13 protein-coding genes are annotated in these 13,924 nt (G+C 43.4%); 5 read left to right on the top strand and 8 right to left on the bottom strand.

Features of this window, described 5'->3' with window-relative positions:
- Together R7Q46_RS16705 and R7Q46_RS16700 are read left to right on the top strand one after the other, a co-directional pair.
- A partial coding sequence (locus R7Q46_RS16705) for a flagellin (protein ID WP_254661342.1) occupies positions 1-105 on the top strand: 105 nt, incomplete at its 5' end.
- A 116-nt stretch (positions 106-221) separates the two neighbouring features.
- A complete protein-coding gene (locus R7Q46_RS16700; RefSeq protein ID WP_318077626.1) occupies positions 222-1,346 on the top strand; it encodes a flagellin in 1,125 nt (374 codons plus the stop codon).
- A 94-nt stretch (positions 1,347-1,440) separates the two neighbouring features.
- Here the strand turns inward: R7Q46_RS16700 and crr are convergent, their stop codons facing one another.
- From crr to cysZ, 5 genes are all read right to left on the bottom strand, one after another.
- Entirely contained in the window at positions 1,441-1,950 is a 510-nt protein-coding gene (gene crr / locus R7Q46_RS16695) for a PTS glucose transporter subunit IIA (RefSeq protein ID WP_005382041.1), read from the bottom strand.
- 121 nt (positions 1,951-2,071) lie between these two features.
- The gene (gene ptsI / locus R7Q46_RS16690) at positions 2,072-3,796 is read right to left on the bottom strand and encodes a phosphoenolpyruvate-protein phosphotransferase PtsI (RefSeq protein ID WP_005389298.1); all 1,725 of its coding nucleotides are present in this window, start codon (positions 3,794-3,796) and stop codon (positions 2,072-2,074) included.
- 140 nt (positions 3,797-3,936) lie between these two features.
- Positions 3,937-4,194, bottom strand: a complete 258-nt coding sequence (locus tag R7Q46_RS16685; protein WP_005382043.1) for an HPr family phosphocarrier protein — start codon at positions 4,192-4,194, stop codon at positions 3,937-3,939.
- 300 nt (positions 4,195-4,494) lie between these two features.
- On the bottom strand, positions 4,495-5,463 hold the full coding sequence (gene cysK / locus R7Q46_RS16680) for a cysteine synthase A (RefSeq protein ID WP_005382045.1): 969 nt from the start codon (positions 5,461-5,463) through the stop codon (positions 4,495-4,497).
- A 164-nt stretch (positions 5,464-5,627) separates the two neighbouring features.
- Positions 5,628-6,371 carry a sulfate transporter CysZ gene (gene cysZ / locus R7Q46_RS16675; RefSeq protein ID WP_025998633.1) on the bottom strand — a complete coding sequence of 248 codons (744 nt, stop codon included), beginning with the start codon at positions 6,369-6,371 and terminating at the stop codon, positions 5,628-5,630.
- A 251-nt stretch (positions 6,372-6,622) separates the two neighbouring features.
- Between cysZ and zipA the strand changes: the two genes are divergently transcribed.
- The 3 genes from zipA to R7Q46_RS16660 all read left to right on the top strand — a co-directional run bounded on the left by zipA (position 6,623) and on the right by R7Q46_RS16660 (position 11,602).
- Positions 6,623-7,579 carry a cell division protein ZipA gene (zipA, locus tag R7Q46_RS16670; protein ID WP_262647548.1) on the top strand — a complete coding sequence of 319 codons (957 nt, stop codon included), beginning with the start codon at positions 6,623-6,625 and terminating at the stop codon, positions 7,577-7,579.
- A 90-nt stretch (positions 7,580-7,669) separates the two neighbouring features.
- Positions 7,670-9,682 (top strand): NAD-dependent DNA ligase LigA, encoded by a 2,013-nt coding sequence (ligA, locus tag R7Q46_RS16665; protein ID WP_318077625.1) that lies wholly within the window; start codon positions 7,670-7,672, stop codon positions 9,680-9,682.
- Positions 9,683-10,192: 510 nt separating this feature from the next.
- The gene (locus tag R7Q46_RS16660) at positions 10,193-11,602 is read left to right on the top strand and encodes a hypothetical protein (protein WP_005382055.1); all 1,410 of its coding nucleotides are present in this window, start codon (positions 10,193-10,195) and stop codon (positions 11,600-11,602) included.
- 336 nt (positions 11,603-11,938) lie between these two features.
- Here R7Q46_RS16660 and R7Q46_RS16655 read toward each other — a convergent pair whose 3' ends face one another.
- The 3 genes from R7Q46_RS16655 to R7Q46_RS16645 all read right to left on the bottom strand — a co-directional run bounded on the left by R7Q46_RS16655 (position 11,939) and on the right by R7Q46_RS16645 (position 13,825).
- Complete coding sequence (locus R7Q46_RS16655) at positions 11,939-12,118, bottom strand: hypothetical protein (RefSeq protein WP_193843745.1); 180 nt, start codon at positions 12,116-12,118, stop codon at positions 11,939-11,941.
- Positions 12,119-12,442: 324 nt separating this feature from the next.
- A complete protein-coding gene (locus R7Q46_RS16650) occupies positions 12,443-12,904 on the bottom strand; it encodes an NfeD family protein (RefSeq protein ID WP_005382058.1) in 462 nt (153 codons plus the stop codon).
- 3 nt (positions 12,905-12,907) lie between these two features.
- Positions 12,908-13,825 (bottom strand): SPFH domain-containing protein, encoded by a 918-nt coding sequence (locus R7Q46_RS16645; RefSeq protein WP_005382060.1) that lies wholly within the window; start codon positions 13,823-13,825, stop codon positions 12,908-12,910.
- Positions 13,826-13,924: the final 99 nt, after the last annotated feature.

Below are 13,924 nucleotides of genomic sequence, written 5' to 3'. Positions count from 1 at the left end.
GAAACGACGGCAATGACCAAATCACAAATTCTATCGCAAGCGTCAAGCTCAATCCTTGCGCAAGCGAAACAAGCGCCTAACTCAGCGCTAAGTCTGCTAGGTTAATCAATTTAACAAAGCAAGAAACCAAAGCCAGGCTCATCCCTGGCTTTTTGCTTATTGGCTATAACGATTCAGATGTGTCCTGACAGTATGTTCGATAAGGCATTCATATCGATTAGATGATCTCTTTAAATTCCAATGTTTCTGCGATGGTGGCGCAGAGACACCTGAGTCAAGCAGCTGCGCAAAATGTTGAGTCACAACGCAACCTAACTTCGGGGTTTCGAATCAACTCGGCGAGCGATGATGCGGCAGGTTTACAGATATCGAATACTCTCCATGTACAAACGAGAGGGCTTGATGTCGCCTTAAGAAATGCGCACGACGCTTTTTCTGTTGCTCAAACAGCGGAGGGAGCATTGCACGAAAGCAGTGACATATTGCAACGCTTACGCTCTCTGGGGCATCAAGCAGCAAACGGCAGTTATGACTCAAGTGATCGGCAAAGTATTCAATATGAGGTCGTAGCGCTGCAAGATGAGCTTGATCGTGTCTCGATCACGACAACATTTGCGAATAAAAACCTGTTTGATGGATCTTACGGTTCACAAAGTTTCCATATTGGCGCGAACGCTAATTCAATCTCTTTGACGTTACGTAACATGCGTAGCCATATCCCAGAGATGGGAGGGCAGCATTATGTTGGTGATGCGGTCGATAAAGATTGGCGAGTCACTAAAGATAACCAAACCCTAAAAGTCGAATACCAAGACAGTAAAGGGCAAACCCAAACGGAATCCATTGGACTCAAATTGGGTGACCGTATAGAACAGGTCGCCACTTACATCAATGCTCAACAATCGATAGTGAATGCTTCAGTAACGGAAAACAACGAACTGCAATTCTTCGCTTCTACGATGAAGGCGCCAGAGGGTGTGGTTCTCGATGGGAGTTTAGCGGATGAGCTTGATGTGAGCGCTGGTCAATTAGTCACAATGGATGACATCGATATGTCGACGGCAGGTAAGGCGCAGCTTTCAATTGGGGTGATTGATGCAGCAATTAAGTATGTTGATTCGCACCGGAGTGAAATTGGCAGCTTTCAGAACCGTGTAAACGGCTCGATGGATAACTTAAATACTGTGAATCGGAGTGTTACAGAATCCAAGAGTCGAATAAGAGACACAGACTTCGCAAGAGAATCTACGGAAATGGTGCGTTCTCAAGTGCTCCAAGATGCGACAACTGCGTTATTGGCTCAGGCAAAGCAAAGGCCGAGTTCGGCACTTGGATTACTTAGCTGAGCGGGTTTCAGCGATGCCCATCGCTCAGAAAAAAGTCAGATAATAAAAAACGCTGCCATTGGCAGCGTTTTTTTCGTGTTCGATTAAGTAAAAATTACTTAGTTACACGTAGAACTGGAGTTTCACCAACAGTTACAGAACCAGAAAGCTTGTTTAGCTCTTTGATTTCGTCCATGTTAGAGATAACAACTGGAGTTAGCGTTGACTTCGCTTTCTCTTCTAGAAGAGCTAGATCGAATTCAATTACAGTGTCGCCAGCTTTAACAGTTTGACCTTCTTCAGCGATACGCGTGAAGCCTTCGCCTTTTAGTTCAACTGTGTCGATACCGAAGTGAACGAAAAGCTCAACACCGTCGTCAGACTCGATAGAGAACGCATGGTTAGTTTCGAAGATCTTACCGATAGTACCGTTTACAGGAGCTACCATTTTGTTGCCTGCTGGCTTGATAGCAATACCGTCACCAACGATTTTCTCAGCGAAAACAACATCTGGCACGTCTTCGATGTTTACAATCTCACCAGAAAGTGGCGCGATGATTTCGATAGCACCAGCGTCAGCGCTGTCATCAGATACAAGCTTCTTAAGTTTGTCAAACAGACCCATTGTGTCATGCTCCTAAGGTTTGGTTTTATTCTGTCGAATTATAGTATACCAATATAGCTCATTAGACGACTTTTTTCGCCGTCTAATGGCCATTAAGTATTGAATTACTTGGTACTACCGATTACTGAGCTTTCTCAGCAATAAACTTTTCTACCACGGCTTCGATTTCTTCTGCTGTCGGTAGAGAAAGGGCTTCTTCAGCCATTGCTTTCACTTCTGCGAAGTTAGAGTTACGAACTACTTTCTTCACTTTAGGGATTGAAATGCCGCTCATTGAGAACTCGTCCAGACCCATACCTAGAAGTAGAAGTGTTGCACGCTCGTCACCTGCAAGTTCACCACACATACCAGTCCATTTACCTTCTGCGTGAGAAGCGTCGATAACTTGCTTGATCACTGTAAGTACAGCTGGTGATAGTGGGTTGTATAGGTGAGAAATCATCTCGTTACCACGGTCAACCGCTAGCGTGTACTGAGTTAGGTCGTTTGTACCGATAGAGAAGAAAGACACTTCCTTCGCTAAGTGGTGTGCGATCGCAGCAGCAGCAGGAGTTTCAACCATAACACCGATTTCGATGTTTTCGTCGAACGCGTGGCCTTCAGCGCGTAGCTCTTCTTTGTACTCTTCGATCGCTTTCTTAAGCTCACGGATTTCTTCGACAGAGATGATCATTGGGAACATGATACGCAGTTTGCCGTGTGCAGAAGCACGTAGGATGCCACGTAGCTGATCACGAAGGATTTCACGACGATCTAGACTGATACGTACAGCGCGCCAGCCTAGGAATGGGTTCATCTCTTTTGGAAGATCCATATATGGGAGATCTTTATCGCCGCCGATATCCATAGTACGGATGATCACAGCTTGACCGTTCATTGCTTCCGCAACTTCTTTGTACGCTTGGTACTGTTCTTCTTCAGTTGGTAGCGCAGTACGGTCCATAAATAGGAATTCAGTACGGTACAGACCAACACCTTCACCGCCGTTACGAAGGATACCGTCACAGTCTTTCACTGTACCGATGTTACCGCAAACTTCTACACGATGACCGTCAGTCGTTTCTGCGTGTAGGTCTTTCAGTTTCGCTAGCTCTTCTTTTTCAGCTAGGAATGCTGCTTTAACCGCTTTCGCTTCTTCTAGCTCAGCTTCTGATGGGTTGACAACAATCTTGTTGTTCATTGCGTCAAGAATCAGCATGTCGCCATTCTTAACTTTCTTCGTGATGTCGTTAGTACCAACGATAGCTGGAAGCTCAAGTGAGCGAGCCATGATTGAAGTGTGAGATGTACGACCGCCGATATCACAAGCAAAACCAAGCACGTAGTCTAGGTTAATTTGCGCAGTTTCAGATGGCGTTAGGTCGTAAGCAACAAGAATTACTTCTTCGTTGATATCGCTAAGCGAAACAATGTTGATGCCTAGTGCGTTCTTAACAAAACGAGAACCGATATCGCGGATGTCAGTTGCACGCTCTTTTAAGTATTCGTCGTCTAGAGACTCAAGAGCACATGCTTGCTCTTCGATCACTGAGTGGATAGCGTGATCAGCAGTCATCTTGTCGTTTTTGATAAGTGCTAGGATTTCCTCTTCTAGCTCTTCGTCTTCAAGAAGCATGATGTGACCTTCAAAGATCGCTTCTTTTTCTTCGCCAAACGTTTCAAGCGCTTTTTGCTTGATAGTTTCTAGCTGAGCTGCAGATTTGTTACGAGCGTCAAAGAAACGCTGAACTTCAGCTTCTACTTGATCGTCAGAAATAGTGTTTGTGTTTAGGACAATTTCATCTTCTTGAAGTAGTAGTGCTTTACCGATTGCAATACCAGGAGATGCTAGGATGCCTGAAATCATAGCCTTACCTTAAGTTTGGTCAACTTTATAAAACGGGAGAATAATGGGTGCGCTAACGAATAGTTTTAGCTTAGTTTTGAGCCTATTTCCAACGAAGCCATTTTGCTTTCACAAAATGGCTTCTGGAGTAGGAGACCGGATTAGTGTAGTTGGTCCATTAGAGCAACTAGGTGGTCAACTGCTTGCTGAGCTTGTGGGCCTTCAGCAGAAATAGTAACTTGAGTACCTTTTACTAGGCCTAGTGTTTGTAGTTTGAACAGGCTCTTAGCGCTAGCGCTTTTACCGTTAGAAGTCACAGTGATGTCTGCGTCGAATGCTTTTGCTTCTTTAACAAACTGTGCAGCTGGACGAGTGTGAAGGCCGTTTTCTGCTGTGATTTCTACTTGCTTCTCGTACATGTGATATACCCCAATAAATGTATTTTTTTGTTAGTTTGTGACCAGATTTTAGCTTAACTGCTTTACATCTTGTGCGCTAGCACGGGAAGAGTTCAAAGCGCGTCAGTTCTGATACTAGTCAAAAGTTTGGTAACTACGCAACTGTTTGCGTGCGTAATCACTTTGAAACCTTTTTGTGTTCTGCTTCTTTATTTTGAAGCTAGAAATAAAACACCCTGATATTACCAAAGGTAGGGCAGGGATCAACAAAAAAGCCCCTAAACGGGGCTTTTTTAAACTAAAAATTGATTTGAACACATATTATTGTTGGTTCTCTTTTTCGGTAAAGATACCTGCAAAGAGTGCTGTACTTAGGTAACGCTCACCGGAACTTGGCAAGACAGTTACAATTGTTTTTCCTTCAAATTCAGGTAGTTCCGCAAGTCGGTTCGCTGCAACAACCGCTGCGCCAGATGAGATACCAGCTAGGATACCTTCCTCTTCCATTAGGCGACGAGCCATCTCAATCGCTTCTTCTGAGGTAACTTGCTCAACACGGTCAATAATGTCTAAATCGAGGTTACCAGGGATGAAACCAGCACCGATACCTTGAATTTTGTGTGGGGCAGGTTGGATTTCTTCGCCAGCAAGTGCTTGTGCAATAACCGGAGACTCTGCTGGCTCAACTGCAACAGAAGTGATGGCTTTGCCTTTTTCACCTTTGATGTAACGGCTAGTACCTGTAATAGTACCGCCCGTACCAACACCAGCAACGAATACGTCGATTTCACCGTCTGTCGCTTCCCAAATCTCAGGGCCCGTAGTCTTTTCGTGGATTTCTGGGTTCGCTGGGTTGTCAAATTGTTGAAGAAGTAGGTACTTCTCAGGGTTGCTTGCTACGATTTCTTCTGCTTTAGCAATCGCCCCTTTCATGCCTTTCGCCGCTTCAGTCAGCTCAAGGTTCGCGCCTAGTGCTTTTAGTAGCTTACGGCGTTCTAGGCTCATTGATTCAGGCATGGTCAATGTTAGCTTGTAACCGCGAGCAGCCGCTACGAATGCTAGAGCAACACCAGTGTTACCACTGGTAGGTTCTACAAGCTCTACACCTGGCTTAAGAAGGCCCGCTTTCTCTGCTTCCCAAATCATGTTTGCACCGATACGGCACTTAACACTGAAGCTAGGGTTACGCGCTTCAATTTTTGCGAGAACTTTGCCTTTACTTACTTTGTTTAGACGAACGAGAGGTGTATTACCAATAGTAAGAGAGTTATCTTCGTAGATTTTGCTCATAGTGATGTTCCTTCATTACACGTTGTGTGAATATGGATAGAAGAATATGCGGTATGAAAAAAAGGGAAAAGGATTAAAAAGTTATATCTTATTAGGTTGGCCCAGAACTTGATAAAAGAAAAGGGAAAAGCTGGCGCTGATCCCTTTCCTTAATCTCTAATCGACTATCGTTGGTGCTTAAACTCCGCGACCCACATCGCGGTTGCACCACATATTGCTACAGGCATGACAATGAGGTTCAAAATTGGAATCGTTGTAAATACTGAAACCAACACACCAAAGCCATAGGCTTTACCTTGCTTTTGTTTCAATTTGTAACGCATGTCGTTAAATGGGATTTTATGGTTATCAAACGGGTAATCACAATATTGAATCGCGAGCATCCAGGCGGTAAAGATAAACCATAAAAATGGGCCTACTGTTTGTCCAAGGGCAGGGATGAGCAATAATAGGAATAGGCCTATTGCTTTAGGTAAAATGTAAAGGAGCTTTCTCCACTCACGAGCTAAAACGCGAGGAACATCTTTCAGGACGGCAGTGAAACCATCATCATTTACTTTTTGTCCCGTTAAGTACTCTTCCACTTTTTCAGCCAAGAGGCCATTGAATGGCGCGGCGATAAAGTTCGCGAGCGTGCTGAAAAAATAGGAGAAGGTAGCGAGTATCGTCAGAGCGAGTAAAGGCCAAAGAATGTAAGTTAACCAGGATAAAAACTCAGGCAGCTGCCCAATCCAGCCTTCTATCCATATATTAAGGTTTGAAAATAGATAGAAGATGGCACCACCTACAAGCAAGATATTTGCAAGTAGAGGTAAGATGACAAAGCGCCTGATTTTAGGGGCAAGTGCCAATTGTATCCCGTATAGAAAATAACCGAACCCGGTTCTCTGCTGATTGTTTTGCTTCATGTCTATTTTGGCTTCGTGTAAATGAAAACTCATTGTACCTGTGAGGACTTTTCTTTCAATGCCCTGACAAATGACGTCTTGTTAAGTGGAATCGTGGCAAGAATCACAACAAAAAACGGAACTTCTTGCATTAAGTTGTTCTAAATCTACATATAGTTTTGGTAAAGTAAACGTATCATTCAGATTTATTGCACTTGGGTTGCTGCTCAAGGAACTGCGAGTAGTAAAAACAAGTATATTGAGAGTAAATAATGCAGGAATTGCGATTCGTACTCATTGTTGTTGGCGCATTAGCCATCGCGGCATTACTGTTTCATGGTTTATGGAGCAGTAAAAAAGAAGGCAAAGCAAAGTTTGGTAACAAGCCACTTGGTAAGCTGGATGTTAACCAAGAAGACAAAAATGATCTTGTTGAGAAAGAACGAGACTTCGCTCCCGCTCCTGAAGATGACTTTGAGATCATTCGCAAAGATCGCAAAGAACCAGATTTGGGGATGGCGAGCTCTTTCGACAACAAGTTTGAATCTGACCCGTTATTCGGTGGTCCATCTGAAGTCAAACAGACGCAGCAGGAGCCGGATGACATCCCTTCATTTGTTGCAGAAAAAGATAAAGAAGAGGACGTTGAGCCTGTTGTTCAAGCAACAGTAGCTGAAGAGCCATTCCAGCCCGCTGTGGAAGAAGACGCTATTCCCGCCGCGTTTGATATTACGGAGAAAGAACAGCAAGTCGAAACGGTTAGTGAGCCTGTCGTTGCAGAGCCTAAGGAAGAGCCAAAGCCAGAACCTGAAATGCAAGTGATTGTATTGAATGTGCACTGTGCTGGTGAAGAGCCATTTGTTGGTACTGCTTTATTTGAAAGTATGCAACAAAACGGTCTAATTTATGGCGAGATGGATATTTTCCACCGTCATGTCGACTTGTCCGGTAACGGCAAAGTGCTGTTTAGCGTCGCTAATATGATGCACCCTGGTACGTTTGAGCATGCTGATCCTGCTGAGTTTACAACGAAGGGTATTTCATTCTTCATGACATTGCCTTGTTATGGCGAGGCTGAACAGAACTTCAACTTAATGCTCCGAACTGCGCAGCAAATTGCTGATGATTTAGGTGGTAACGTACTTGATGACCAGCGCAACTTAATGACGCCAGATCGTTTAGCATCTTATCGACGTCAAATAGTTGAGTTTAATGCCGCTAACGCATAATCTTAACAGCAAATAATAATAGGGCTCCGGATGGAGCCCTTTTTCTTGGATTTCCCAACCTCACCGATTGAAAATACACGGGGCTTTACTATGTCTGAATCAGTACTTCAGCGACTAGAAGAACTAAAAGAGTCGTTGCATTACCACGCTGTGCGTTACTACGTGGAAGATAACCCAGAGATCCCTGATGCCGAGTACGACCGTTTAATGCGAGAGTTACTGGATATTGAAGCTGAGAACCCTGACTTAATAACCGTAGACTCGCCAAGCCAACGTGTCGGTGGACAACCTCTCTCTGCGTTTAGCCAAGTGACACATGAAGTACCGATGCTTTCGCTTGATAACGCGTTTGATGATAGTGAACTTGATAGTTTCCACAAGCGCGCACAAGAGCGCGTGGGCAGCCAGAGTGTGAAAGAATACTGTTGTGAGCCTAAATTGGATGGACTCGCCGTAAGTTTGTTATATGAGAATGGCGTGTTAGTTCAAGCGGCCACTCGAGGCGATGGTACTACGGGTGAAAACATCACAGAGAATGTGCGTACGATTAAAGCCATTCCTTTAAAACTCAGAGGTAATGACTGGCCAAATCGTCTTGAAGTTCGTGGTGAAGTCTTTATGCCGAAAGCTGGGTTTGAAAATCTCAATGAATTAGCAAGGAAGAAAGGCGAGAAAATCTTTGTTAATCCACGTAACGCTGCGGCAGGTAGCTTACGACAATTGGATTCACGTATTACGGCTTCTCGTCCGCTTAGCTTCTATGCATACAGTGTAGGCGTGGTGCAAGGCGCAGAATTGGCAGCAAGTCATTACGAACGCTTTTTGCAAATCAAATCTTGGGGGCTGCCAATGTGTCCGGAAACTAAGCGAGTTGAAAGCTTGGCGGATGTAAAAGCTTACTACCAAGATATATTGCAGCGTCGTGATGCCCTCCCTTATGAGATCGATGGTGTCGTTATTAAAATTGACGATATTGCCGTGCAAGAGCGTCTAGGGTTTGTTGCTCGCGCTCCACGTTGGGCGATTGCCTACAAGTTCCCAGCACAGGAAGAAATGACGACACTGAATGAAGTGGAGTTCCAAGTCGGTCGCACTGGTGCGATTACACCTGTTGCTAAACTAGAGCCTGTATTTGTTGGCGGGGTAACGGTAAGTAATGCGACGCTTCATAACGCAGATGAGATAGAACGTCTGCAGGTCAAGATTGGTGATCACGTTGTGATCCGCCGTGCTGGCGATGTTATTCCGCAAGTCGTATCTGTCATCAAAGAGCGTCGACCAGAAACAGCTCGAGATATTGTTTTCCCAACTCAGTGTCCTGTTTGTGGTTCGCATGTTGAGCGGATCGAAGGAGAAGCGGTAACACGTTGTATGGGGGGCTTAGTTTGCCAAGCCCAACGCAAACAAGCGCTAAAACACTTTGTTTCTCGTAAAGCGTTAGACGTTGACGGTTTAGGCGATAAAGTGATCGAGCAGCTTGTTGATCGTGAGATGGTGAAAACTCCTGCTGACTTATTTAAGTTATCAGCGGGGATTTTAACCGTATTAGATCGCATGGGGCCAAAGTCTGCGCAGAATATTGTGAATGCGTTAGAAAAATCCAAAGAAACAACTTTACCTCGGTTTTTGTATTCACTGGGGATCCGTGAAGTTGGCGAGGCAACCGCAGCAAACTTAGCAATGCACTTTAAAACGTTGGGAGCGATCCAAAATGCTACCGAAGAGCAGTTGATTGAAGTGCAAGACATCGGTGCTGTGGTTGCTCAACATATTACGACTTTCTTTAGTGAAGAACAGAACCAAGCGGTGGTTAAAGATTTGCTTGAACAAGGAATTCATTGGCCAGAGATTAATACTACTGAGCAGATGGGGGAATTACCATTAGAAGGTAAAACAGTAGTATTAACGGGAACACTTTCTCAACTTGGGCGTACAGAAGCCAAAGAAGCCCTCCAAGCACTGGGGGCTAAAGTGACGGGTAGTGTTTCTAAGAAAACGGATATTTTGTTTGCTGGTGAAAATGCAGGTTCGAAGCTCGCAAAGGCACAAGAACTGGGTATCGAAATTAAAACCGAACAAGACTTACTCGAACTGATGAATTAAGTCTTCTCAAAAAAGCTAAAAAATAACTAAAAGCCCCGTATGGTAAGCATGCGGGGCTTTTTATTGTTCATAATTAAGTGTTTTTTTATTGAGTAATTGATGCCTTTGTTCATTTCAGTGATCAAGATCGAACCTTGGGTTATTGGTTTTTTTGGCTTTTTTAGTCTGCGAGTTACTTCAAGTTGATACTTTTAAGTTCAATTTAAGTGTTTGATTTTAAATAATAATTTATTGTGTTGTGTTGATGTTGTTAAAAATAAGATCTGGATCAATAAGTTATATGGAACTTTGGAGTGGCTCATATTTTTTTAGAAAAAAAATAAGTTCCATTTGGATGTTTTTAGCTGCGAAGTTAGTCTTAATCACGTGGATACACGGTGTGTATGCAGGAACTAAAAAAAGCCAAATTAGAAATAATGAGGTTTGATCAGGAATTTACTTCTCTCCTTCGGCGGCCAACTAAAGGTGAGATAGAAAAATACAGCTATATCCATTTTTAGGAGTTTTTCCATGGACAAATTTTTTAAGGTTTCAGCGTTAACCGCAGCAATGTTTGGTGTTGTTGCTGTCGCTCCAGCTACAGCGTCTACTGAAAGTGCAGCAGGTGGCGAGTACGTAGAGAAAGTGAACGAATTTATGCAAGACTCAAGTCTGAATGCATTATTCATAGTTGATACTCGTTCACGAACTCGTACAACAGGTAAGCCCGGCGGTGAAAATGGTGACCGTTGGAGTCGTCTAAACTACTCTTCTTACAACGCAATTTTAGACTTCACTTCTGGCTACCACGATGGTTGGGTGGGCGCAGATGTTGCGGCTTACTACTCTGGCGATCTTTACAACGATAGTCTTTACAATTCAAACGAAGGCTACCTATGTAACGAAATCTCAACTTGTAACAACCTAGACTGGGGTGCAGGTGATGGTCAGCAGCTTAAAGTTTACAAAGCAGCGCTGAAATTCAAAGCAAACGAAAACTTTAATGCTCGTTTCGGTATGTTACAGGCTGGTGGTAACGGTACAATCGGTAACGTTTGGAGCTTTGTACCTGGTACTTACCGTGGTTTCGAACTGAACGCTAAACTTGGTGATTTCAACCTAAGCTACTTTGGCGCAGACCAATTTACAGCACCTTGGCTGCTTCACGAAGATGATTACGCACCAGCGCTTTGGTCTGACACGTCATGGAGCTACCTACACTCTCTAGGTCTAAATGGTAACCTAACTGACAGCCTGTTTATGCAACTTGGCCTAGGTCAAGCTACTGGCGTTCAATATGCAAATGGTGTTGACTGGGGTGCAGGTCAAGTAACTAGCTACCACAACGAAACTGACAACACTTCTTACAAGGCTTACTTGAAGTACACTGTTAGTGACCGTACAACTCTAGCATTTGATTTCTACGGTGTTGACGATGATGTGAAATACGATGGTCTAGGTTTCCACACTGGTCTATCTTTGAATCAATCTTTCGGCAAGCTAGCTTGGATGTCTGAGTTGCGCTACACAGACACAGATAACCGTGCGGACTTCGTTCCTCGTACTATTCATACATATGGTATGAACAATGGTACTTGGTCTCAGTGGTGGGACGCGCTGTCTGACTGGAACAAAGCGGGTGAGCTAGCATGGTACAACCGTCTATCTTACAACCAAGGTAACGGCTGGAACTACTACCTAGGCTTTGGTTACGGTACTGGCGCTGACTCTGCAGCAAGCGGAGCATCAGGTGACTGGGATTACGAAAGCGAATACGCAGTTAACGCAACAGTATCTTACTCACTACAAAGTGGCGCGCTTAAAGGTTCTACCATTCGTTTACACGGTACAATCCTAGAACGTGATGAGTACGCAGGTGCTGGCGATGCGGATGAAACAGACTTACGTCTACAAGTTCTTATCCCTTACAGCTTCCACTAATACTTAATTAGATAATAAAAGGAGCCGCTAGGCTCCTTTTCTATTTCACTTCTCGGCCGTCGTATATTTTGCAATATAACGGTGGCAACATATGTACATTACCGTTTGGCAACTCACACTTTATCTCTGGGCCTAACGTACGACCACCGGATGCACCATTAGCATGAGTGGTTAACGGAATTATGGCAAAAGATATTACTAATAGACCAGATAAAAATCTCATAATAATCACCTTAATATAAACTTTAAATATCTACGTGCTTGTATAAACCGTGACTACGCAGAAAGGCAAGGTTGAATAGGGCTCTTATATCAAACTAAGCTCTTACTTCTTTACTATTCCCATTCCCCACCTCTAAATCGACACATTTCACTTGGAATATTCGTAATGTCGCCACTTGGCATCTTACATTCGACTATAGGTCCCAAATTAGTTGTACCGCCGTTTCCGTTGTTGTAGGCAAAGGAAGAAAAAGAAAAAATACCGCACAACATTAAAAAGAGAAGCTTATTCATAGTACATCCTCTTACTTACCAAATAAAAAGCACTCAACTTAAATGCTTATGCGTTAAGTATGTATCCGAGGATAAAAAGATCAAAAAATAATTCAATAAAGTTTTATTTTTTAAAATAAATTTAGATCGATAATTTACCTAGATATATTTCTATCTTATTGATTGTCGTGTGTTGAATAATTAAATAATAGGAAATGGTAGGTAGGGTATTAATAATATTACTAATACTTATTTTTTTCTCGATTTTAATTAAGGTAATGAAATGAAAGCAGTTGTTTAGATTAAAGTAATGGAGCATGATTTGCCCCATTACTTTGGCATAAATTAATTAGAATCAGGCTCAATGATTAAAATAATACCTTCCACATCAGTGATTCTTACGCGGGTACCGGCTGGAAGTGCTTGATCCGATTGTGCGGACCATGTGGTATCGGCTACCTTGATGCGATTGAGTCCGACGGAAAAGTCTTCTTCAAGGATAAGAGTACGCCCAATTAGCTGCTTGTACTTTTGGTTCAGATCTCTTTCTTGGTCTTCTTGCTTGTCTTTAGACCATTGTCGTCGCCACCAAAGCCAGGTGGTGATTAAGCTGAAGCTTGCAAAGCAAAGCCATTGCAATTGCCAGCTCATTGGCAAAACGGTCATGATTGCTCCAACGATAAGTGCAGACATCCCGAGCCAGAGAAAATACCCAGCGGTACCAAGTAGCTCAACTGCTAAAAGAGCAAAGCCAAACGCTAGCCAATGCCAGAAAGAGATACCTTCCAACAAACTAAAAAAGTCCATAAATTATTCTTTATCTTGTTGTTTAAACATCTCTGCTATCCCTGCAACCGAGCCCATTAGTCCGGTTGCTTCTAATGGAAGCATAATGATTTTACCATTTTCGGCTTGACCAATGCTCTTGATCGCTTCGGTATAACCCTGTGCAATGAAGTAATTGACGGCTTGCATGTCACCTTTTGCAATGGCTTCGGAAACCATGTAAGTCGCTTTTGCTTCTGCTTGCGCGGCACGCTCACGTGCTTCTGCATGGAGAATAGCAGACTGCTTTTCGCCTTCAGCTTTTAATATCTCTGATTGTTTATGACCTTCGGCCTTTAATATCTCAGCTTGGCGAACCCCTTCTGCTTCAAGAATTTCCGCACGCTTATTACGCTCGGCTTTCATTTGCGCATTCATTGCAGCGGTCAGATCGGCTGGTGGCTGGACATCTTTAATCTCAATTCGTGTGACTTTTACGCCCCAAGGGTTTGTTGCTTGGTCAACAATCGCCAACAGCTTAGAGTTGATCATGTCGCGTTGGCTCAGCATTTCGTCCAGTTCCATTGAACCTAAAACGGTACGAATGTTGGTAAGGGTCAAGTTTCTAATAGCGTGTTCTAAATCGTTGACTTCATAAGCCGCTTTGGCAGCATCGATCACTTGAACAAATCCGACAGCGTCAATAACCACGTTAGCGTTATCTTTTGAAATGACCTCTTGCGCAGGAATATCGAGAACGCGCTCCATCATATTTACTTTTTGACCAACTTTATCAACGAATGGAATGATTAAGTTTAAACCCGGCTTTAATGTGTGGGTGTAGCGTCCGAAGCGTTCAACTGTCCAGTTGTTTCCTTGCGGAACCGTTTTAATGGCTGAAGATAAGATAACGACAGCAAGAACGACGAAAATACCGATGGTGATCAGTGAATCAATTGGCATGAGTTATTCCCTTAAGTGCATAATGCTCGATCCATTTTTACCTATTTATAGACAATAGACAATTGAAGTTCTGAGACCTTTGAGAGGTTATTGGTTTTT

This window comes from Vibrio sp. 811 (assembly GCF_033339195.1).
This window is presented reverse-complemented; position numbering and strand designations above follow the sequence as displayed.

Bases quoted from the DNA above. Each gene is read 5' to 3' on its own strand.
- cysK (WP_005382045.1), bottom strand. From the start codon at position 5,463: ATGAGCAAAATCTACGAAGATAACTCTCTTACTATTGGTAATACACCT.
- cysZ (WP_025998633.1), bottom strand. From the start codon at position 6,371: ATGAAGCAAAACAATCAGCAGAGAACCGGGTTCGGTTATTTTCTATAC.
- R7Q46_RS16685 (WP_005382043.1), bottom strand. From the start codon at position 4,194: ATGTACGAGAAGCAAGTAGAAATCACAGCAGAAAACGGCCTTCACACT.
- R7Q46_RS16650 (WP_005382058.1), bottom strand. From the start codon at position 12,904: ATGGACTTTTTTAGTTTGTTGGAAGGTATCTCTTTCTGGCATTGGCTA.
- crr (WP_005382041.1), bottom strand. From the start codon at position 1,950: ATGGGTCTGTTTGACAAACTTAAGAAGCTTGTATCTGATGACAGCGCT.
- R7Q46_RS16655 (WP_193843745.1), bottom strand. From the start codon at position 12,118: ATGAATAAGCTTCTCTTTTTAATGTTGTGCGGTATTTTTTCTTTTTCT.
- ligA (WP_318077625.1), top strand. From the start codon at position 7,670: ATGTCTGAATCAGTACTTCAGCGACTAGAAGAACTAAAAGAGTCGTTG.
- ptsI (WP_005389298.1), bottom strand. From the start codon at position 3,796: ATGATTTCAGGCATCCTAGCATCTCCTGGTATTGCAATCGGTAAAGCA.
- R7Q46_RS16700 (WP_318077626.1), top strand. From the start codon at position 222: ATGATCTCTTTAAATTCCAATGTTTCTGCGATGGTGGCGCAGAGACAC.
- R7Q46_RS16660 (WP_005382055.1), top strand. From the start codon at position 10,193: ATGGACAAATTTTTTAAGGTTTCAGCGTTAACCGCAGCAATGTTTGGT.
- R7Q46_RS16645 (WP_005382060.1), bottom strand. From the start codon at position 13,825: ATGCCAATTGATTCACTGATCACCATCGGTATTTTCGTCGTTCTTGCT.
- zipA (WP_262647548.1), top strand. From the start codon at position 6,623: ATGCAGGAATTGCGATTCGTACTCATTGTTGTTGGCGCATTAGCCATC.